Source organism: Pseudoalteromonas sp. JC3 (assembly GCF_030291895.1).
In the GTDB taxonomy this organism is placed as follows: domain Bacteria; phylum Pseudomonadota; class Gammaproteobacteria; order Enterobacterales; family Alteromonadaceae; genus Pseudoalteromonas.
In genome coordinates this window covers 615,318-634,821 of record NZ_CP127856.1, presented here as the reverse complement: position 1 = coordinate 634,821, position 19,504 = coordinate 615,318, and the positions used below count along the sequence as shown (strand labels likewise).

Sequence of the window (19,504 nt, the reverse complement as noted above, 5' to 3'; positions counted from 1 at the left end):
CTAGCCATTGTTGATATCTGCGAACTCTAACTCACTCACGCGCTTTTTCGCAAATACGACGACTTTATCGTATTCACTTTGCGCCTGTTCCAAGTGTGATTTACACTGCCCTGCTTGGTGCTCACGCGCATAAGTCTCTATTTTATCGAGCAGATCAAAGAGTGTTTCCGCAGCTAAATCACCAGCTTGACCTTTAAGTGCATGGCTGTACCTTGCCGAAGCGTCGCAATTACTATTTTTGATACTCAATCTAAGCTGTTGCATTTGATTTTCAGAGTCGTTCAAGAATAAGGTGTACACCTTTTTAAGTAATTCTTCATCTCCAGAGAGGCGCTCGAGCACGTCAGCTTCGTTTATCGGCATGCCCGTTTGCTCTTCTGCCACGCTTTCAAACGGGTGAATAAGCACAGAGTCATCATCCTTAGCATGCACACCTAGCGCATCTAGCACGTCAAATAACTGTTCGACGACCACAGGTTTAGTCACAAACTCATTCATTCCTGCATTGAGACAACGCTCTTTTTCACCCGCAAGGGCGCTGGCAGTCATCGCAATAATGATCGCATCTTTATACTTATCACCACCTTGACCTTGACGGATCGCTCTTGTGGCCTGATAACCATCCATTCCTGGCATATTACAGTCCATAAAGATTGCATCAAAATCAACCTCTTGATGCTCAAATAACAGTAGTTTATTCACAGCATCTTGACCATCAACGGCAAAACTCACCTTAGCACCTTGTCCTTCCAAAATACCTTTTGCCACAATCCGGTTGATTTGATTATCGTCTACCACCAAGAAGTGACAGCCCGCGACCAAGTTACCACTTAACGCGACTGTCTCACCTGACTTCTTCAAGCTAGGCTGTAATCGAATTGCTTTATTTAAGTCAAATAGCGCGACAAATTCTCCAACCCGAAGCGGTGAAGAGATATGCACTATGTTATCAGCATCGTTAATATTCTGAAGCTCATCCCCCACTAAAATAAGTTTTTCAAAGTGATTTTGAGCTGATTTCATTTGCATATAATCTTGCTCATTGGTAATGATGCATATATCACTCTGTGTCTCTCTATCAACGTACTCGCCACCGCATTTAGCGATAAGCTTAGCGATAGAGTATGACTCCAATTTGGTTTTACTGAGCACAGAGGCTGTTTTTCCGGCCAATACTTCAGGCACGTTGATGGGCTTAGTTTGCGCACTAGAAAACGGTAATTCAAACCAAAACTTGCTGCCTTTAAACTTTTCACTCTCAAAATGAATATGACCGAGCATTTTTTCAACTAACTGCTTACAAATAGAGAGTCCAAGGCCTGTTCCACCAAACTCGTTCGAGGTATTAGCTGATTCTTGACTAAACGATTGAAATAGCTTGTTTTGATTAGCTTTTTCAATTCCAACCCCAGTGTCTTCAACTATGACTTTAAGCCATACCGTGTCGTCTAACTGTTCGGTGATAACGGTCAATTTCACATGACCTTTTTTAGTAAATTTAATTGCGTTACTAAGGAGGTTATAAATTATTTGTTTAACGCGCGCCGCATCCCCGCACAGTTCAATATGCGCTAAACCAGTTTGGTCCAAAATATAAGTGATCCCCTGTTCTTTGGCTTTCGCCGACATAGACAGCGCGACATGTTCAATGACAGAGAGCGGGTTGAATGGTTCATTATCGATATCCAGCTTACCCGCTTCAATCTTCGACAAATCCAGTACATCATTAATTAACGACAAAAGCGTAGTCGAGCTTGTTTCCATCATTTCTAGGTACTTATGTTGGTGCTTAGTAACGGGCTCTTTTCTCACCAAGTTTAGTGATCCTAAAATCCCATTGAGAGGCGTCCTCATTTCATGGCTGATAGTGGAAATAAATGCACTTTTCACTTCTGACGCTTTCGCTGCTTTATCCCGAGCGTCCACCAGCTCTTTGGTACGCTCCTTCACCTCTTGCTCTAGTCGTTCATTTGCACCAACTAACTGTGCTTCCGCTTCTTTTTTCACAGTGATGTCTTCAACAAATAGTGCAACCCCCTGAATGCGTCCATTTCCTGCGTAGATTGGAGACAAGCTAAGCGAAAGCCAGATGTTTTCATGGGCGTTCAAGTCTAGTTGTAATGACTTAGACTCCACCACTTCGCCCTGTAAAACCATATTGGCATAGTGAAATAAAAACTGATGCACAGCCTCTGGCAAAAACTGTGGGTTGTTACCTAAACGACTGTCATTCAGCTGCTTAAAGAAGCGCTGTGCTGACTCGTTAAAGCTGGTGAGCTTTAAGTTGCTATCAAAGCCAAGCACACCATCTGATGCACCATCTAAAATCGCCTTAAACTCTGCTCGCGTTGAATCGAGCGCACGTAAACTGCTCGTATATTGCCAAAATGCAAAAAAGACTAGAGCGAATACACCGCAGGCAATAGCGAGTAAAACATAGGTGGTTAATCGTTTTTCATTGAGGCTTTGCTGATAAACAGCAAAAGGGATAAGATTAACGAGCTTAACTTCTAAGTTGTTAAAGTTAGCCCCTTCAACCTTGCTAATGAGCGCAAGAAACTGCTCTCCCGTTGATTTTTCTTCCACCAGTTGGATTTTATTGGACCATGGCGTCACGCGATATAATGTTTGAAAGTTGATTTCGGGGTTTATATCTTTGCTATATCGTAGCGAAAATTCAGGATGATAAATAAACGAGTCATCTGCACCTAAGAGCATCACTTTTTGCATACTTGGCGCTTGAGAGACAATTCTATCTATCATCTTTTCAGCATTGGTATTAATTACCAATATACCAAATAAGTCGTTATCTATATCGTAAGTCGGTAAAGTAAAACGTTTGGTTGGTTGAAAAGGCGTGACGACTTGTCCGTGCTCGCGATTTAAGTTGATTGTTGTGGAATAGATAGTGCGTTCTGGCAGTTGCAGTGCTTGGATAAAGTAATCACTTTCGCTCTTATCTTGTAGTTTGCTATCGGATACAGCAATTACCTGCCCTAGCTGTCGCTCAACCCTAACCATTTCCATCCCAGAATGGGCGTCAAGTAGGCGGATTTGGTTAAGGCCATCATACGAATATAACATTGACCTAAAAATCGTACTTAGTCGTGCCCGCCAAACATCAAGCGGCGTGTTTTCTTGAGGGTCGATACCATCGTTTTTTTCCGCTCTTGCAATACCCTGAATTGGCGGGGTGTCTAGCAGAAAATAAAGAAACCGGCGGTTATCGTCGATCTCTCCCAAGTAAATATTGTTTTGCGCCGAATGTACCTGCTCTAAGCGCTGATAAAAGCTTTCGTTAAGGTCGCGATGGATACTATTTTCAAAATATAAGATGGCACTCACCATCACGGCGAGCAGCAGTACAATAGCGCCCTTAGCAATATTGGAAGAAGACACATTTTCTCCTTGGACAGTGGCCTGACTGTTAGGCATAAAGACCTAAAATGCGTTTGCACTTAAGCACAAGGAGCAGCTATAAGCAAACGCATTATTAAATCTAGTCCAAATAGAAACAAAGACAAAGATTACTTACCCTGCACACGGAGGTTATTTACAACGTGATGCCTTTACGGTTATGAAAACGGTGATAATCAATGCTTGGCCCTTCTGGTACCACTTGGGTTGGATTGATCATCGTATGGCTAAAGTAGTAGTGCCTTTTAATGTGGTAAAAATCAACCGTATCTGCAATACCTTGATGTTGATATAAGTCACGCACATACGCAGAAATATTGGGGTAATCTTCGATTTGCTTAATGTTGCACTTGAAGTGACCATGGTACACGCTGTCGAAACGGATGAGAGTCGTAAATAGTCTCCAGTCGGCTTCTGTTAATTGTCCTTTCACAAGATAACGTTGCGCAGCGAGTCTTGCTTCGAGCTTATCTAGCGCGTTAAATAACGCGCTTACCGCACTGTGATAAGCATCTTGGGTTGTCGCAAATCCGGCCTTATATACGCCATTGTTGATGTTGTGATAAACAAAGTCGTTTATTTCATCGATTTCATGTTGTAGCGCCTCTGGGTAATAATCGGTGTCGTTTCCCGTTATCTGGTTAAAGGCACAATTAAACATACGAATGATTTCACTCGATTCGTTGCTCACGATTTGCTCCGTTTGTTTATCCCAAAGGACTGGCACCGTGACTCGACCCGAATAATTTGGGTCGTTTTTCGTATACAGCTGATGCATAAAACTGAGCTGATACAGGCTATCACCGACTTCTGGACGCTGACTGGTAAAACACCAACCTTGATCTAACATATCAGGGTCTACAATCGATACATCAATATGCGCCTCTAATTGTTTAAGCTGTCTGAAAATAAGCGTTCTATGAGCCCAAGGACACGCAAGGGAAACATACAAATGGTAGCGTCCGGATTCGGCTTTAAAACCCGCTTTACCCGTTGGCCCCGCACTGCCATCTTCTGTTACCCAATTTCTTAGTTTTGCAGACTCACGCTCAAACTTGCCTTGGCTACTTTTTGTGTCATACCACTTATCGTGCCACTGACCGTCAATTAATAATCCCATGTAAACCCCCTATACAATATCGCCGAAGCGTCCTTGTTGATAATCTTTTACCGCTTGATGAAGCTCCTCTTGGGTATTCATCACAAATGGTCCCATATGCGCTATTTTTTCATTAATCGGCTGCCCTGCAAGGATCAAAAAGCCAACATCATCCGTCGCGAGGAGAGCGAGGTTTTGACTTGGGTCAAGCTCAAGCAACGTTTGCTCCCCATAGTTTTCAAATCCAGCGATGCGGTTAATATTTACGCCAGCACCATCTTGTGTTGCCTGTGCTTTGTTCGTTCGGATAATGTTCATAATAGCTCTCGGGTTAACCTGAACTTGGAATAATCAGTTCAGCGCAATTATTTAATAGTTAGCCTACCAAACCTGCGCGAGAATAAAATTAGTCAAATTTGGCTATTTCGTTCTATTGCGTCGAATGATTGTTCCAATCTATTACAACGCGTAGTCACACTGGTCAGAACAGTCTTTAACATTGCTCTCACCTAACAATTTTTAACAGTATTTACACAATTATCTGACAAGCTTGTGGAGCTACAATTTAACCCTTAATAGGAGCAAAGGATGAGGTCCCTAAGTTTATTGTTTGCGCTGGCACTACTTGCGGCGTGTAGTTCAACAAGTCCGGTAAGCGTAAATACGGTTGCAGGTCCCCCAACGAATCTTACGGTTGAGATCACTGATGTGACCAATACCGATGGTCAAATGCTAGTACTGTTATTTGACAATAGCGCTGACTACCACAGCGATAAAAATGTGAATGATCCAGACGCTCACTTTTTTCGCAAGCTGATTGTCACACCACAAACTCCTACCACGACGGTCACTTTTGAAGGCGTGCCTGCAGGCCAGTATGCGATCCACGTGATCCATGACGAAGATGGTGATGGCGGCATGGATCGGATGATCTTCCCATTTACCGGCATGCCAAGTGAGCCTTATGCACTGTCGAATAACATTCACGATAGCTTTTCAAAAGGCGATTTTGAAGAGGCTTTGTTTACTGTAAAGGCCCCTGACACTAAGATCCAACTTGCCCTCTCTACGCATTTATCAAAAATGACGGGGCTGTAATACTTGAATACTCACAGGTGCTGCAATGCCTGTGAGTTACCTTTTAAGTTCTGACATTTGTCATTTTATTTTCTGACAACCCTCACTCACGCTTCATCTTATAGCAGCGCATACTGCAAATCGTACAGTTCAGTAGGAGCGAAGACGATGCGCAACGCCATTGAGTTATCAAATATCAGTTTTGCATACAACAATACTAAGCCAATATTATCAGACCTAAACCTTACGCTTGAACAGGGTAAGGTTTATTCCATTCTTGGTCCAAATGGCGCAGGAAAAACCACCCTGATCAATATAATGCTTGGCAGACTAAGACCCACATCAGGACGAGTTTCAGTTTTTGGCCATCAGCCTGAGTCTGATTTTTGTCGCCAGCGCGTGGGTGCCATGATGCAGTTAGGCGGGCTACCTCTGCAAACCAAGGTGAGGGAGTTTCTGGCGTTATTTGCAAGTTACCATCAAACCCCAATTCCATTGGAGCGATTAATTTCACTCTGCCAATTAGCACCATTTTTAGAACAAACTTTCGACACGTTATCTGGAGGTCAAAAGCAACGACTGTTTATGGCAATTGCACTAGCAGGCAATCCCGACATTGTTTTTTTGGATGAACCTAGTGTTGGTATGGATGTAGAGTCGAGGCAGCAACTGTGGCAGGCCATACGCACATTAAAACAGCAAAATAAAACGGTACTTCTTACCACACACTATCTTCACGAGGCAGAAGCATTAGCGGATGAATTATTAGTGTTAAAAGAAGGAAAATGTACCAAGCTTAACGACATACCTGAGCTTGCCAACACCTATCGTCGCTCACAAATCAAGTTCACCAGCGACCTGCCTGCTGCTGCACTGGTTAACGCATTTCCTATGATAGATCTGCATGTTAAAGGCGATCAGTTCACTATATTGACGGATGAGCCAAACCATATTGTGCAGCAGGTATTAGAAAAATTTTCTATCCGCAATTTGTATGTAGCCCCAATGAGCCTCGAAGAAGCTTATTTATCCCTAATGAATGCTAGGAGCGCTTAACCATGATAAACACAGCATCCTTTATACTTGAAAGCAAAACTGAACTTTTGAGCACATTTAGAAGTAAGGGTTTTGTGATCCCAGCCACACTATTTCCTTGCTTGTTTTATCTTTTCTTCGGCGTGGTGTTCAGTCATCATGACTCCCATAACTATATGTATATCAATTATCTGATATTTGGCATGATAGGACCTGCGCTATTTTCCTTTGGCGTTAACGTCGCCCTTGAAAAGCAAAATGGTTGGCTGATACTCAAGCAGCTCTCTCCCGTTTCTCCCTATCAGTATCTGCTCGCAAAATGTGTGAGTGCGACGGCTTTTTCATTGCTCGTAGCCTGCCTAATGAGCTTGCTGGCATTATTTTCCGGCGTGTCCTTAAGTTTAGCTCAATGGTTACTCGTGATTGCCATTGCCCTGCTCGGCACCTTGCCTTTGTGTATGTTAGGGCTGTTAGTTGGGCTGTCAGTGTCAGCAAAAGCGGCACCTGCGGTGGTTAACTTAATTTACCTACCACTCTCGTTGCTTTCTGGCCTGTGGCTGCCTATCATGTTATTCCCTGAAGCGATGCAATGGTTTGCTTGGCTGTTGCCAACTTTCCATATTTCCCAATTGGCGCTTTCGACCATTGATGCCACCTTGGGTTTTCCAGTTTATCTCCATGTGGCCGTCCTAATTACACAAACGCTTGCATTATTCTTTGTCGCGCAAATTAAATTTAAGCAGGCTTAACAGGACAACTAAAAGCGCACGGTCCCAACCTTGTGCGCTTTTATTTCGTAATTACTTAACCTGAGGTTTGGATAAGGAATGTTCCAACTCATTGTTGCTAAAGCACAACTTAGTTTTTTCCTTGTCTAGCCAGAGAGTTTTAGGGAAAACACCGCTTCCGCGTCCTGCTCTCGCTAAGGTACCTACATCCTGTAGGCAAGGCGAATTTACGCACCAATAGCTGGCTATTGGAAGTGAATTCAACGCAGTTAGCGCTAAAACTGGCTGCTAGAAAGGCATTAATTATCCGCAGCTCAGGTTACTTACTCTCTACTAGCTTACTATCAATGCTGAATTTACCAGCACCTGACGCGGCGAGTGCGAGAAAGCCACCAGCCATTGCAATATTTTTAAAAAACATTAAGAACTGCATTTGGTCGGCCAGATCAAAGTGAAACAGCAACGCACTGACAATACTAAACCCTGCAAATGCAATCGCTGTCAGTTGAGTATATGCCCCCGCAAGAATGAAAAGCCCTCCTATCAATTCAAAGGCTATAACCAATGGCAGCAGCTCGCTTGGTAATCCACTTGAAGCCATGTATGCAGCATTACCTTCGAAGTATTGGATTTTATTAATCGCAGCCAGTATAAAAATGGCTGATAGCCCTACTCGGCCAAATAAAGATAATACTGATGCCATTGTACTGTTCGGTTTAATGATGTTAATTAGCCTGAGGTTTGGATAAGGGATGTTCTAACTGGCTATTTTTAAACTCAAATTAAATTATTTCCTTATCTAGCCAGAGAGTTTTGGGGATAACTAGGCGAATTTACGCACCAATAGCTGGCTATTGGAAGTGAATTCAACACAGTTAGGACAAAAACTGGCTGCTAGAAAGGCATAAATTATCCGAAGCTCAGGTTAATTAGGTTCATGATACTTTCCTCGATAAATATAGATGGTATTGGATTGGCTCTCGGTGATGAGCCGTTGGAAGAAAGTATATGTTCGCTTTAAAACAATTAAATTAGTAAAAATATCATACATCATTCTATTGAAAAGAATTAAAGCTATCCAAACAGATTCGCTTCCAATAGGTAGTCAATCACCGCCCGTGTTCTAGGCGGAATTTGTTTACGTGATGGATAAACGAGAGAAAACACCAGTTGCTCGCTACTTAGCTCTGGACAGATCATTTGTAACTCCCCGCGTTCAACTTCTTGCTTCACAGTAGAAGGCAATAACTGCGCAACTCCTAACCCTGATACTGTCATTTGTTGTAACAGCATAGGGGAATTGCACCAATGCACTTGAGTTGGTGTAAAGTTTACGGCTTCACCACTGCGATAAAACTGCGTCATCCCCGTTGATTTAGCCTGCTCTAACAGTAACCAAGGTAGCTGGTTTAGCTGTGTGTCTTTGCTTGGTAACCCATGCAATGCTATCAGTTTAGGACTTGCATAGAGCTTAAAACATTCTTGATGTAATTGCCTTGCAATCAGTGCGCTGTCTTTAGGAAAGCCAACCCTGATGGCGAGATCTATTTGGTCGTTAATAATATCGCGCTTGTCATCATCAACGATGATATTTAATTGGATCTTCGGATATCGCGCCGTGAGCTCAGAAAGTTTTGGTAACAGAAACTTATGTGCGATGTCGTGTGTCATGGTTATTGAGACCATACCATGAGGCTCTTTGTTATCGAGCAATACCTCAACATCATCCAAAATAGCGTGCAATGAATGCGCTTGAGCCAAAATGTCACGCCCCTCTCGCGTTAGCGTGAGTTGCCTCGTGCTACGCTGCAGTAGTCGAACACCCAGCATGGTCTCTAACTGGGACACTTGTTCACTCACTCTAGAACGGCTAGTCGCGAGCTTTCGCGCAGCTTGAGCAAAGCTTCCCGCATCCACAACCGTTGCAAATATTGCTAATAGTTTTAATGCATTTAAGTCTATTGTACTCAATTTCAGAACTCACCATATCGAATTAACCCACTTATGATAACAAAAATTACCACGCATAATAGCCACATCCAATACATTCTCATTTTCAAAAGAGGTATACATCATGATCGCAATCACAGGCGCAACAGGCAAATTAGGTCAATTAGTTATCGAGTTTTTGGCACAAAAGATACCAGCTAAGCACATCGTGGCTCTAGTTAGAGATCTCGATAAAGGAAAGGCACTCACCAATTTAGGGGTCACCGTAAGGCAAGCTGATTACGACAAACCGTACACACTTGACGCAGCACTTACAGGTGTTGAAAAACTGCTACTGATCTCAGGCAATCAGATCGGAAGCCGAACAGCTCAACACAAAGCAGTTATTGACGCCGCAGTGAAAAACCAAGTGCGCTTAATTGCCTATACCAGCATTTTGAATGTGGACAATTCACCACTAGAGCTGGCTAAAGAGCACAAAGAAACAGAGGCGTATTTGAGAGCAAGCGGCGTGGCTTATAGCATGCTGAGAAATGGATGGTATAACGAGAACTACACTGATTTAGTACCTGTATTTACAGCAAATCATGCGATTACCTCAATCGCGCCGCAAGCTCAGATCAACAGTGCTGCTCGTGCAGACTACGCATTGGCTGCTGCCACCATATTAAGTAGCGCTGGCCATGATAATTCAGTCTATGAGCTGGCTGGCGATAACGCATTTACAATTGCAGGTTTGGCACAAGCGGTGTCAAAGCATACTCAAGTTGAAGTAAAAGCAAAGTTTGTATCTGACGAAGAATATTTGGCCCACTTGGTTGCTCTCGGCGTGCCAGCGGCGTTTGCTGCGTTATTGGTTGACGCTGAGGCACAAGCGCAACAAGGATATTTGGCAACCCAGAGTAATGCGCTCAGCCAGTTGATTGGTCGCCCGACCACAACGGTGGCCCAGTCGCTCGCAAAAAATTAAGCATATTTTACCGCTGATCTTGTGCACGGGCTTTGCTTGTGCACTTATTTTTTACTCAACCTTACCTTCTAAGGTTGATATCAATAAGTCTCGACTCACTAAAAAGCCACAAATGCTCACCACGACTAAAAAGATACCGTACATAGAGCCGATATAAACCCAGTCGCTTTGGCCAAACCAAAGGCTTGCACGAGTACCATCATTCACTAATAAGATATTAACAAGAGACAGTGTGATCACGCTGCGAAAATAAATCGGTTTATCCATATGGCTCGCAAATGCTGCGATAATGAGGGAGAACAGGCATAAGTAGAAGCCTATAACGGAAAACGCACCAGGTTGCATACTTGGATAAAATGCGACGAGAGAAAGGAGTACAGCAGCCCAACCGGTAGTTTTGTATATCATTATCAAGTCCTTTGAAAATGTTAAAAAGTGTTTGTTATGTAAACAGACTGGAGTATGAGGTAATACTCGTAATTACGCAACTAAATGGTGATAAATATTAGCTGATATGACCTTTATTCCTTAGTTTTAAACCTATCAGATTGCCTTTGATTTTAAACCTAATCCTAAAGCATTAAGTGAAAATTTAATTAACGCATTATCAAGATGATAGCGCAGCTGAAACTCTTGTCTTTAACTGCGGTACACTGTCTTTTTCAAACCAGTCGTGCTTTTTTAACCAGATCTGATTACGAGGGCTGGGATGAGGTAATGGCAAATGACTTTGACTGGAAAAGTCAGCATTTTTTACCATCTCAGTTACTGATGAATATTGCGTTAAGTAGCATTTTTGCGCATATTGCCCAATAAGTAGTGTCAACGATACATGGCTGAGTGTAGCTAGCACCTGAGAATGCCACGTTGGCGCGCAGATTTTAGGTGGTGGTAAATCTCCAGATTTCCCTTTACCAGGGTAACAAAATGCCATTGGCATAATGGCAAAGAGTTCAGGGTTATAAAACTGTATTCGACTTACACCCAGCCAGTCTCGCAATCTATCTCCACTTGGGTCATTAAACGGCTGGCAGGTTTGATGTGCTTTTAACCCCGGCGCTTGGCCTATAATTAAGACTTTGGCCTTATAACTGCCTTGGATGATAGGTTTTGCGCCCATGGGAAGCGCTCTATCACAAAGCTTGCACTGCCTAACACGTTCAAAAATATCCATCTTTCCTTACTCATTTTACCCAATGACACCAAGGGTCATTATGGCATAGCCATATTCAAAACCCCATTTAACCAACAAAACTTAAAGTGCTTAGTCGTTAAAACGACTCCACTCAACTTAAAACAAGTGCGAATCACTATCATTTAGATGCAAATTATTGGATAATATTCTATTACGTTTGCTGTCTTTTAAAGGGGTGCTATGCCTAGTCGGGATAACACAAATAATAAGGCTATTTTGTACAGAGCTGAAGTGCTTGCACGCTTTTTCATCGCTATTTTCGGCGGCTATTACGTGACTGTTTTAGCCTCATCTTTATTGGCTTTAACTTTACCTACTCCGCGCCTAGATGCGCTGTTATATGCATTAACAACTGGCATCGTCTTTTACGCCATTGTCTTTATTTGGGTGTTTGGATGCCGCTCTTTTAAAAAGGTATTTCTTGGCATGATCGGACTACTTTGTATTCTTTACGGTACTTTGACGCATTTTGGAGGCTCCCTGTGAGAGAGTCATTTTTCCGCAGTATGACTTGGCTACACACTTGGGTTGGTTTACTCGTTTGTTGGTTGCTGTTTTTAATCTTTTTTGCTGGTACTGCGAGTTTTTTCAGACATGAGATCAGTCTGTGGGCGCAACCTGCAACGCACCATCTACCTCATTATGATAGTGCCCAACAAAATGAAACGGTCAAAAAGAGTATCGAACGATTTCAAGATATAGCGCCAAACGCCGAGTCTTGGCGTATTGAAATGCCGACGGAGCGTCGCCCAAGCCTGCTATTAATGTACTCCGAAAAGCCAGCCGAAGGAGAAAGGCGCGGAAAACGTCACTCTGAGTATCTTGACCCAGTAACGCTGGAGGCACTTCCTGAGTTTAGGGAGACTAGAGGCGGTAACTTTTTTTACCGTCTGCATTTTGACTTGCATTACATGAACGCGATCACCGCGCGTTGGATAGTCTGTTTTGCAACTCTGTTTATGTTGATTGCGCTTATTTCTGGCGTGGTGATCCATAAACGCATTTTCAAAGACCTATTCCAATTTAGAAATGGGAAAGGACTAAGAAGTTGGCTTGACGCTCATAATGTTTCTTCCGTGGTAGCATTACCGTTTCATATTATGATCACTTACACCGGCCTAGTGACGCTCATTTTTATGTTACTGCCACAGCCCGCCGAACAGCGCTTTGAAGATACAAAAACGCTTAGAGCCGAACGCTATCCATTTCTGGCCCCTACCCAAGAGGCGGGACAACCACTGAAGGGGCTTGCATTAAATACAGCGTTAGATCATTATTTTACTAACTCTGGTGACGCACCGCTTCGCCGCATTGTGATCTCATCGCCAGGGGATGCAAGTGCAACGATTAAGCTTTATGCCAATGCTCAACGCGCAGTGCAGGATGATCCGCCCAGTTGGATGTATAGCGCAGCATCTGGTGAGTTGTTAAAAACACACAATGTGACGCTGTCTGGCGCTGAAAATCTCTATGGCGGAATGATAGCACTGCACACCGGGCGTTTAGCGGAGCCACTGTTACGTTGGCTATACTTTGTTGCCGGATTAGCAGGTTGTGCCATGATTGCAACGGGTGCTGTTATGTGGGCAAAAAGACTACGCCAAAAGCTCAAGGGTGATGACAAGCCGGGTGTAGGCCTTAGGCTTGTGGAGTCGCTCAATTTAGGCACCATCATGGGGCTGCCAGTCGCAACAGCGATGTTCTTTTATGCAAACCGTTTGCTTCCAATAGAATTAACTGGACGTGCAGACAAAGAAGTTCTGGCGTTCTTTGTTACGTGGGGAATATTCACTCTGGCCGCTCTATTTAAGTCGGATAGGCTCGCGTGGATGCTATCTGCGAAAGTAAATGCAATCATATGGGGCTTACTGCCTGTCGTAAACATGCTAACGACTGATGGCAGCCTCGTGAGCTATTTCATTAATGGTCAGTGGGTATTATTTGGTTTTGATGTGATGGCTCTTGGTATCGCATTCGGTTTCTTGGTTCAAGCCAAAAAGCTCAGCAGTACCAAAGCAGCACCAGCGACACCGCGTCGCCAAGCAAAACGCGAGGTAAATGCCTAATGGAATGGCTAACGTTTTTACTATGCCTGCTAGCATTTATGGGTTTTGCAGTAGCAAAGCCCAATCACTATAAAGAAGTATTTGGTACACGTCCAAAAGGTAACGTAACAAGTCAATTAACCATTGCCGGCTGGCTCTGCCTCGGCGGCAGCTTAGCACTTGCTCTTAAAACTCAGGGGACCTACGGTAGCTTAGAGTTTATTGGTTATATGACCTTAGCAGTATTACTACTTATCGCTATCTTTGCGACCAAACCTAGTTACTTCAGATCACTATTTTACCTAGTCATTATCACTATGCTGCTCAGTACGCTGTATTGGATCATATTTTAACTAAGGCGCCACTAATGGCGCCTTTTTTAGATCACAATTTTACTAACATTCCTTTGTTAACTCTTTGAAACCACATCATTTAGCATAAAATATCAGCAATAATGACGCTATACACCGCAAATTTACTAACTCAAACTAAGTTAGGTTAGTAAAATCATGATCTCATGAGCTCAATTAGCTTAATCTGTTGGTAAAAATATGATCTGGTAGTCTTGTTCTCGGACTAACTTAGTAAAATTCTGATCTAAGTGCCAAAGGAAATCTGTTGGTTAGTTAAATTCTGATCCAGAAAACGAGAAGAGTAATTCTGCTCAGATCCGAGCTTAAGCTTTATCTTACCTTCAAGGTCTATGTGATAAGAAGATTAGCGTGCAATTTCAATTTGAAACTACCTCTTAGGATGATGGCAGTTTATCAGTGCCAGTCCCTTTATCTTTGAGCCTTTATCAACTCAGGGTAGGAAGCGCCCCTACCCTGAACACGATTTACTCGGCTTTATTCCAATCCAGCTGCATATCCCACACATATCGGTGCTCTGGCTCTAGAGGCTGTTGAGAATCATCGACTTGTTCAAGCACATTACGCGCTTTTACTATAGTGGCGTCACGACCGAACAGGTAGCTTTGCTCTTTGACAATGGTTAAGTAGGCTTTATTCAGCGCCAGCGCACGTGGTTTTGATGGTGTGATCAATTCATAAAGGTTCTTCGCAGACTGCACTTTTTTGCTGTTTACCGTGCCATCTTCGTTAAACCAACGCATTAGCATCTCTTGGTTTTGCCTAAACTCATCACCGCCGCCAACACGCATCATATAGGTCAAGAATTCGCCCTGCTCTTCGCCTTTGTTAGGTACGTCTTGCATCTCTTTTAAATTGATATAACCCCAACCCAGTTTGCCTTCAACTTTACGCGCAAACGAGAAGGTTTGGTCATAGGTTGAGCCAATGGTTTTGTGACAGCCATTACAAAATGCAAGCTCTTGCTCATGTTGCGGACGAAGTGCGCCATTTTTATCCTCTATATAACCGTTAATCGTCCAACCAAAGTTGTTATTGATCCCTTGGTCGCCCAAATAAAGCGTTTGTGGGTAATTTTCGAATGACTTTTCTTTCGCTTCTCTGTAGTAAGCAGCACCGAGTGACTGCTTGGATTTAAAGTTGTGCTTCTTCATGTAGCGCACTTCTTTCATTCTTGGCGCATTAAATACTTGGCCATTATCATCCACCCCAATATACCGAACGGTATGTAAAAACTCGGTGTCTTGTGGGTATAACTGATGAGCAAGCTCGATAGTATTGGCATCACCAAGGTAACGTTCACTGCGCAGCATGCTAGTGATCTTCGTGAGTTTGCCATCACCATTTAAATCTACGCCAACTCGCGATTCAGAAATCACTGGCGTTGATATTTCGTCAAGTCCCTTTACAGCCATTTCAACTAGGCTTAAGTTGGCAAGGTAAACGTCCTGATTATACGTTTCGCCTTTTTCTCTGAAGGCGTCAGCAAGGCGGATCATGACATCCCCCGTCGAGCCATTGGTTGGCCAAAAAGTACTAGGAAAAGGTTTATAATTGAATGCCACCCAGCCACTGCCGTCCTTTGCTATACCAAGCTCATCGAACGCTTTTTCTGGATATGCCAAGTTGTTAAGTGGAGTGATCTCACCTTTCCAGTCAGGGTTATTTTTTAGTTTTTCGATAAAAGGGGTGTAATTATCTTGGTTGACCCAGTTAGTAATATCTTGATCTGATATATCCTTGATAAGCTCAGAGCGATCTTTAAACAGGTTTTTCCAATGGTTTTTAAACCCAAGATCGGAAAACTCATAAGCGCCTTGTAAATTGGCATCGCGCATCATGTTTGGTCGGTTTTTTTCATCATATGATTGATGGCAGGCATAGCAAGGGTTATTCACGCCATCCGTTTTGGTGTAACACTGAGGTGGGATCACTGATTCAGGGTTATAGACTTCATTGTGCTGCATAAATGCGGCCGCAGGAATATCATCACCCTGTTTATAAGGTGCTGTAGTTTGCGCCGACATAAGTGCGGTATTGGTTAGCCCTTGAGTCTGTTCATCATTACAACCAAACAAGGCTACGCTCGTCAATGCCACTAGAGTTAGGCTAACATATTTCATTTTTATGACTCCAAAATTTTGCTAAAAAAAAGCAGCGCACCATTCAGTGCACTGCTACTTGCTTAATTATTTTGCTTTAGGGTCATAAAGCCAAAGCGTGTTGTTTTCTTGGAAGCCATCTTCACCAATGATGATGCGACCATCTTCCATAACGATTACGTTATCAGGCTGCGAAAGCTGATTGACGTCACAACGCTCAGCGCCAGTTAGTGACGAGCGGTAAGTTGCGCCCATGACAACCGGCTCAATGCGAGTTAGGTTATAGTTGTTATCGATATGAGCACGGTATACACCGCCACAATCTTTAACACGCGCAGAAAGCTGCATGTCACCTTCGCCATCAATCATGGTGTTGTCGATATCAGAGATACCGATATACATATAGGCTTTATCTACCACTTCACCGGCAACAACATCTTGACCAGTTACCGCCTCAAGTACGCGGTTATGGTTGATGCTTAAGCCTTCAAGTTTACGCCATTCAGCCGTAGCGCCTTTTTGGCGTGCAGCCTGACGAGACTCTAGGAAGATAGCGCGGTTGTCCATCGCTTTACCTGCCGTTACTTTACCGCCACCGTTTGCAACTGTTGGATAAGTAGCAGCGCCTTCCGCCCACGCTTTTACATCAGCAACAGACAAATAGCTTGTTTGACCTTCAACATAGTCAGTCTCATTGATGCCGTCGTACTCAGCCACCCAAGTTTCAATCTGTGCATTACTGCCGCTACCCAGCTCAACCCAGCTAATGTCAAAGCCAGTTACAGCCGGATCGGTAAGGCCCGCATCTTGAGTTAGCTTTGCTGCGTATAGGGTACCTGCACTTAAGTCTTCTGGTTGATCTGCAACAAATTTAAATAGTACGCCACCGGTATCATCTTGTGATGAATAAACAGTACGACGGTCAGGCATTACAACTGAGTTTTCATGCTCATAACGACCGATTGTGAAGTGTTTTACAACATCAGGCGTTTCGGTTGTAGGATTTTTGATTTCCGCAATGTAACCGTAGCGATAAGGGTTAGGGAAATCAGGTGCCATTAACGCTTCCATTGTGTCATTGCCTGTTTCAGCAGGATTATTCCACTGTGGATCTTGTGTTGAATCAACTTCAGACCAGACAATCCATTCTTCCGAAGTCAGCGGTGTGCCCCAAGGTGATACTGAACCAAAGCAGTTAGCAGCAGTGCCTTTAACACCGTCGAAGTCTACCATCATGGCTTCTTCGATTGACCATTTACCCGTTGTCGCTTTACTCATTTTCAAACGACTGACACCACCTGGGTACGCTTCCCAGTTTGTGAATAGATAACCTGTGTTTGCATCGACTGGAATATAACCATTGAAATCAGGGTTATCATTTTTAATGATTTCTTCACCAGTTGAGATGCTGTAATGTACACCCAAACCACCCGCTACCCCTTTAGTGCCAAGGTTTGCGAATGTGTCACCTGTTTGGCCTAGAATTTGATATTGACCAATTGCAGAAATCACGGTTTGTTGTTCCATGGTCGAAGCTGGAACTGGCGCGCTTGGGATATTTGCAGGTAGATTATTAAAGTTCACACCGGTTAGTACACCGACAGTACCTGTATTGAATGGCTTGCTATTGAACTTATCAGTAGCTGTGTTGGTGTCATTTGGGTGCTGAACGTTGAAGAACAAGTCACCCCCTTCAGAAAGAAATAGGCCAGTTACTTCAGCACCAGCAGGGACGGTTGCGATGCGAACAAGGCCTGGTACGCTGTAACTACCATCACGACCATTTTGGCCGTCTTGTCCATTTTGACCATCCTGTCCGTCAGTACCATTTTGTCCATTTGTGCCGTTTGAGCCATTAGTACCATTCGATCCATTAGTGCCGTTTGCACCGTCTTGGCCAGCAGTGCCCTGCTCACCTTGAGGACCCGCAGGACCTTGTGCTCCATCGTCACCATCACAGGCTGTAAGTGCCATTGCAACTGCTGCTGCAATAAGAGAATATGCTACACGCTTCATGAGTTACTCCAGTTCCTAAGTATTATTTTTTGTAAAGCGTGCAACAGTGTGAAGTGTTCCTGTTACAGTTGACTGAATGATTTATTAACCATTTCCTACAGGAATAAGACACTTATACTCAACTCACATACAGCCTCCCTTCTGTTAGCAAGTTAAAATACCCATAAAAGGAACTTTAGTGTAAAGGGGGTTTACACTATTCTTTTCGAACGGTTTCGTGTCTCATATAGATAAGTTCATTGGTGTTAAAACCATATTGTTCTGACATGGTTTTAAACTTGTTCATTACAGTATCCGACACTTTAGGTGCTCTAGAAAGCAACCAAAGGTAATCACGATTGTAGCTGGTAACAAATGCATACTGGTAGTCTTCATCTAACTCGAATACCACATAACTGCCATAAAACGGACCAAAAAATGACACTTTCAGATGCGCTATTTCATCATTTGCAACAAACTTAGCTTTGCCAACCGCTTCTTTCCACTCTCCTTCCTCTGTTACATATCCCTTATTTACGACTTTAATTGAACCGTCGGGATTTTGGCTATAAGTTGCCGTGACGTTCTGCATTCCTCTTTCAAATGAATGGTCTAATCGCGCGATTTCATACCAAGTGCCTGTATAGCGCTCAACATTAAAGTCTTTAACTGGTTTGATGCCCTCAGGCAGCCCTGTGCATGCTGAAACTGCAAGCACTAAAATCGCTGTGAAAAATAGCTGTCGTACTTTCATATAAGTTCTCCATATTCCATCTTGATGTCATACGTAGTAACCAAGCACTAAGATTAACGATAGGTTCGATTTTTATTTAGTAAAAGCAAAATTTAATTCAAACCCTTACCATGCCAATTTCACTTTATTTATTTTAAACTTACGTGTAAATGAATAGATCGCAGCAAAGTATGATGAATACAGCACAGAGCAAAAAAATACTAACTCATGGTTTGGGTGTAGCAACGGGTAAGGTTGCGTTTTATATTGAACATCCGCCACGCATAGAACCTTATAATAATTTGATGCAAGTCAGTGCGTTAGCCAATAGGGAGATCGAACATATTAATGCGCATTGCGGCAATGGTTGGCGGAAAATCTTCAATGTTTTTGCCAAGTTTTTATTTGCTGCAAAGCTGCCAGATCACGATATTACTAACTATTCAACTTGGCAGTCATATCGAGATAGCGCGTTACTTCAAGCTTCAAGTCAAGAAGCCCTGCTCTTCTCAACGCCTGATTTTTCAGCAAAAACATACGATTGGCATATAATTGCAGGACGCACCTACGCGAAATCATTGCTTAGAGATCAGATTTTTACTAACAATCTAATTTGGCTAGATGATGAGTTCGCCGTTGACTATAACTTGCGCCTTATCATTTCGCCATTTTTGGATTACCGCCAGCTTAGTGATATAAAAATCAATAAGTTAGTAGATATAATAAGACAAAGTTAGATATTAGGCGGCAACTAAACAGCATGCCAAGTTGTGAAGAGATCAAATTT

General features: G+C 43.1%; 18 protein-coding genes. 8 read left to right on the top strand and 10 right to left on the bottom strand.

Annotated elements, in window-relative coordinates:
• From QSH61_RS21490 to QSH61_RS24445, 3 genes are all read right to left on the bottom strand, one after another.
• A complete protein-coding gene (locus QSH61_RS21490) occupies positions 1-3,399 on the bottom strand; it encodes an ATP-binding protein (protein ID WP_206473707.1) in 3,399 nt (1,132 codons plus the stop codon).
• A 154-nt stretch (positions 3,400-3,553) separates the two neighbouring features.
• A complete protein-coding gene (locus tag QSH61_RS21485) occupies positions 3,554-4,537 on the bottom strand; it encodes a glutathione S-transferase family protein (protein WP_206473709.1) in 984 nt (327 codons plus the stop codon).
• 9 nt (positions 4,538-4,546) lie between these two features.
• Positions 4,547-4,834 carry a pirin-like C-terminal cupin domain-containing protein gene (locus tag QSH61_RS24445; protein ID WP_174169108.1) on the bottom strand — a complete coding sequence of 96 codons (288 nt, stop codon included), beginning with the start codon at positions 4,832-4,834 and terminating at the stop codon, positions 4,547-4,549.
• Positions 4,835-5,104: 270 nt separating this feature from the next.
• Here QSH61_RS24445 and QSH61_RS21475 point away from each other — a divergent pair, with 270 nt between their 5' ends.
• From QSH61_RS21475 to QSH61_RS21465, 3 genes are all read left to right on the top strand, one after another.
• A complete protein-coding gene (locus QSH61_RS21475) occupies positions 5,105-5,614 on the top strand; it encodes a DUF2141 domain-containing protein (protein WP_010376030.1) in 510 nt (169 codons plus the stop codon).
• A 147-nt stretch (positions 5,615-5,761) separates the two neighbouring features.
• Complete coding sequence (locus QSH61_RS21470) at positions 5,762-6,649, top strand: ABC transporter ATP-binding protein (protein ID WP_206473711.1); 888 nt, start codon at positions 5,762-5,764, stop codon at positions 6,647-6,649.
• Positions 6,650-6,651: 2 nt separating this feature from the next.
• Positions 6,652-7,377: an ABC transporter permease gene (locus tag QSH61_RS21465; RefSeq protein WP_174169110.1), complete on the top strand. Its 726-nt coding sequence runs from the start codon at positions 6,652-6,654 to the stop codon at positions 7,375-7,377.
• 298 nt (positions 7,378-7,675) lie between these two features.
• Here the strand turns inward: QSH61_RS21465 and QSH61_RS21460 are convergent, their stop codons facing one another.
• Both QSH61_RS21460 and QSH61_RS21455 read right to left on the bottom strand, forming a co-directional pair.
• Positions 7,676-8,059, bottom strand: coding sequence for a DoxX family protein (locus QSH61_RS21460; RefSeq protein WP_206471875.1), 384 nt, complete (start codon positions 8,057-8,059; stop codon positions 7,676-7,678).
• 371 nt (positions 8,060-8,430) lie between these two features.
• A complete protein-coding gene (locus QSH61_RS21455) occupies positions 8,431-9,327 on the bottom strand; it encodes a LysR family transcriptional regulator (RefSeq protein WP_206471874.1) in 897 nt (298 codons plus the stop codon).
• Between the two features lie 103 nt (positions 9,328-9,430).
• Between QSH61_RS21455 and QSH61_RS21450 the strand changes: the two genes are divergently transcribed.
• Entirely contained in the window at positions 9,431-10,276 is an 846-nt protein-coding gene (locus QSH61_RS21450) for an NmrA family NAD(P)-binding protein (RefSeq protein WP_010605605.1), read from the top strand.
• 51 nt (positions 10,277-10,327) lie between these two features.
• Here the strand turns inward: QSH61_RS21450 and QSH61_RS21445 are convergent, their stop codons facing one another.
• On the bottom strand, positions 10,328-10,684 hold the full coding sequence (locus tag QSH61_RS21445; RefSeq protein WP_010605604.1) for a hypothetical protein: 357 nt from the start codon (positions 10,682-10,684) through the stop codon (positions 10,328-10,330).
• Positions 10,685-10,883: 199 nt separating this feature from the next.
• The gene (locus tag QSH61_RS21440; protein ID WP_206471873.1) at positions 10,884-11,450 is read right to left on the bottom strand and encodes a uracil-DNA glycosylase family protein; all 567 of its coding nucleotides are present in this window, start codon (positions 11,448-11,450) and stop codon (positions 10,884-10,886) included.
• A gap of 201 nt (positions 11,451-11,651) precedes the next feature.
• On the opposite strand from QSH61_RS21440, the gene QSH61_RS21435 reads away from it, so the two are divergent.
• From QSH61_RS21435 to QSH61_RS21425, 3 genes are read left to right on the top strand one after another with little or no spacing between them, the layout of a single operon-like run.
• On the top strand, positions 11,652-11,957 hold the full coding sequence (locus QSH61_RS21435) for a hypothetical protein (protein WP_010605602.1): 306 nt from the start codon (positions 11,652-11,654) through the stop codon (positions 11,955-11,957).
• On the top strand, positions 11,954-13,537 hold the full coding sequence (locus tag QSH61_RS21430; RefSeq protein ID WP_206471872.1) for a PepSY-associated TM helix domain-containing protein: 1,584 nt from the start codon (positions 11,954-11,956) through the stop codon (positions 13,535-13,537). Before QSH61_RS21435 ends, QSH61_RS21430 begins: the two co-directional genes overlap by 4 nt.
• Positions 13,537-13,869, top strand: a complete 333-nt coding sequence (locus QSH61_RS21425; RefSeq protein WP_010605600.1) for a DUF3325 domain-containing protein — start codon at positions 13,537-13,539, stop codon at positions 13,867-13,869. Before QSH61_RS21430 ends, QSH61_RS21425 begins: the two co-directional genes overlap by 1 nt.
• 485 nt (positions 13,870-14,354) lie before the next feature.
• On the opposite strand, the gene QSH61_RS21420 is transcribed toward QSH61_RS21425, so the two are convergent.
• The 3 genes from QSH61_RS21420 to QSH61_RS21410 all read right to left on the bottom strand — a co-directional run bounded on the left by QSH61_RS21420 (position 14,355) and on the right by QSH61_RS21410 (position 18,738).
• Positions 14,355-16,010 (bottom strand): Aq_1262 family (lipo)protein, encoded by a 1,656-nt coding sequence (locus tag QSH61_RS21420; protein WP_010605599.1) that lies wholly within the window; start codon positions 16,008-16,010, stop codon positions 14,355-14,357.
• Positions 16,011-16,076: 66 nt separating this feature from the next.
• A complete protein-coding gene (locus QSH61_RS21415) occupies positions 16,077-18,005 on the bottom strand; it encodes an alkaline phosphatase PhoX (RefSeq protein WP_206471871.1) in 1,929 nt (642 codons plus the stop codon).
• A gap of 196 nt (positions 18,006-18,201) precedes the next feature.
• Positions 18,202-18,738, bottom strand: coding sequence for a lipocalin family protein (locus QSH61_RS21410; protein WP_102058187.1), 537 nt, complete (start codon positions 18,736-18,738; stop codon positions 18,202-18,204).
• Between the two features lie 170 nt (positions 18,739-18,908).
• Here QSH61_RS21410 and QSH61_RS21405 point away from each other — a divergent pair, with 170 nt between their 5' ends.
• A complete protein-coding gene (locus tag QSH61_RS21405; protein WP_227387980.1) occupies positions 18,909-19,454 on the top strand; it encodes a DUF6942 family protein in 546 nt (181 codons plus the stop codon).
• The last annotated feature ends 50 nt before the right edge of the window (positions 19,455-19,504 follow it).

Bases quoted from the DNA above. Each gene is read 5' to 3' on its own strand.
- QSH61_RS21485 (WP_206473709.1), bottom strand. From the start codon at position 4,537: ATGGGATTATTAATTGACGGTCAGTGGCACGATAAGTGGTATGACACA.
- QSH61_RS24445 (WP_174169108.1), bottom strand. From the start codon at position 4,834: ATGAACATTATCCGAACGAACAAAGCACAGGCAACACAAGATGGTGCT.
- QSH61_RS21475 (WP_010376030.1), top strand. From the start codon at position 5,105: ATGAGGTCCCTAAGTTTATTGTTTGCGCTGGCACTACTTGCGGCGTGT.
- QSH61_RS21470 (WP_206473711.1), top strand. From the start codon at position 5,762: ATGCGCAACGCCATTGAGTTATCAAATATCAGTTTTGCATACAACAAT.
- QSH61_RS21465 (WP_174169110.1), top strand. From the start codon at position 6,652: ATGATAAACACAGCATCCTTTATACTTGAAAGCAAAACTGAACTTTTG.
- QSH61_RS21460 (WP_206471875.1), bottom strand. From the start codon at position 8,059: ATGGCATCAGTATTATCTTTATTTGGCCGAGTAGGGCTATCAGCCATT.
- QSH61_RS21450 (WP_010605605.1), top strand. From the start codon at position 9,431: ATGATCGCAATCACAGGCGCAACAGGCAAATTAGGTCAATTAGTTATC.
- QSH61_RS21445 (WP_010605604.1), bottom strand. From the start codon at position 10,684: ATGATATACAAAACTACCGGTTGGGCTGCTGTACTCCTTTCTCTCGTC.
- QSH61_RS21440 (WP_206471873.1), bottom strand. From the start codon at position 11,450: ATGGATATTTTTGAACGTGTTAGGCAGTGCAAGCTTTGTGATAGAGCG.
- QSH61_RS21435 (WP_010605602.1), top strand. From the start codon at position 11,652: ATGCCTAGTCGGGATAACACAAATAATAAGGCTATTTTGTACAGAGCT.
- QSH61_RS21425 (WP_010605600.1), top strand. From the start codon at position 13,537: ATGGAATGGCTAACGTTTTTACTATGCCTGCTAGCATTTATGGGTTTT.
- QSH61_RS21420 (WP_010605599.1), bottom strand. From the start codon at position 16,010: ATGAAATATGTTAGCCTAACTCTAGTGGCATTGACGAGCGTAGCCTTG.
- QSH61_RS21415 (WP_206471871.1), bottom strand. From the start codon at position 18,005: ATGAAGCGTGTAGCATATTCTCTTATTGCAGCAGCAGTTGCAATGGCA.
- QSH61_RS21410 (WP_102058187.1), bottom strand. From the start codon at position 18,738: ATGAAAGTACGACAGCTATTTTTCACAGCGATTTTAGTGCTTGCAGTT.
- QSH61_RS21405 (WP_227387980.1), top strand. From the start codon at position 18,909: ATGATGAATACAGCACAGAGCAAAAAAATACTAACTCATGGTTTGGGT.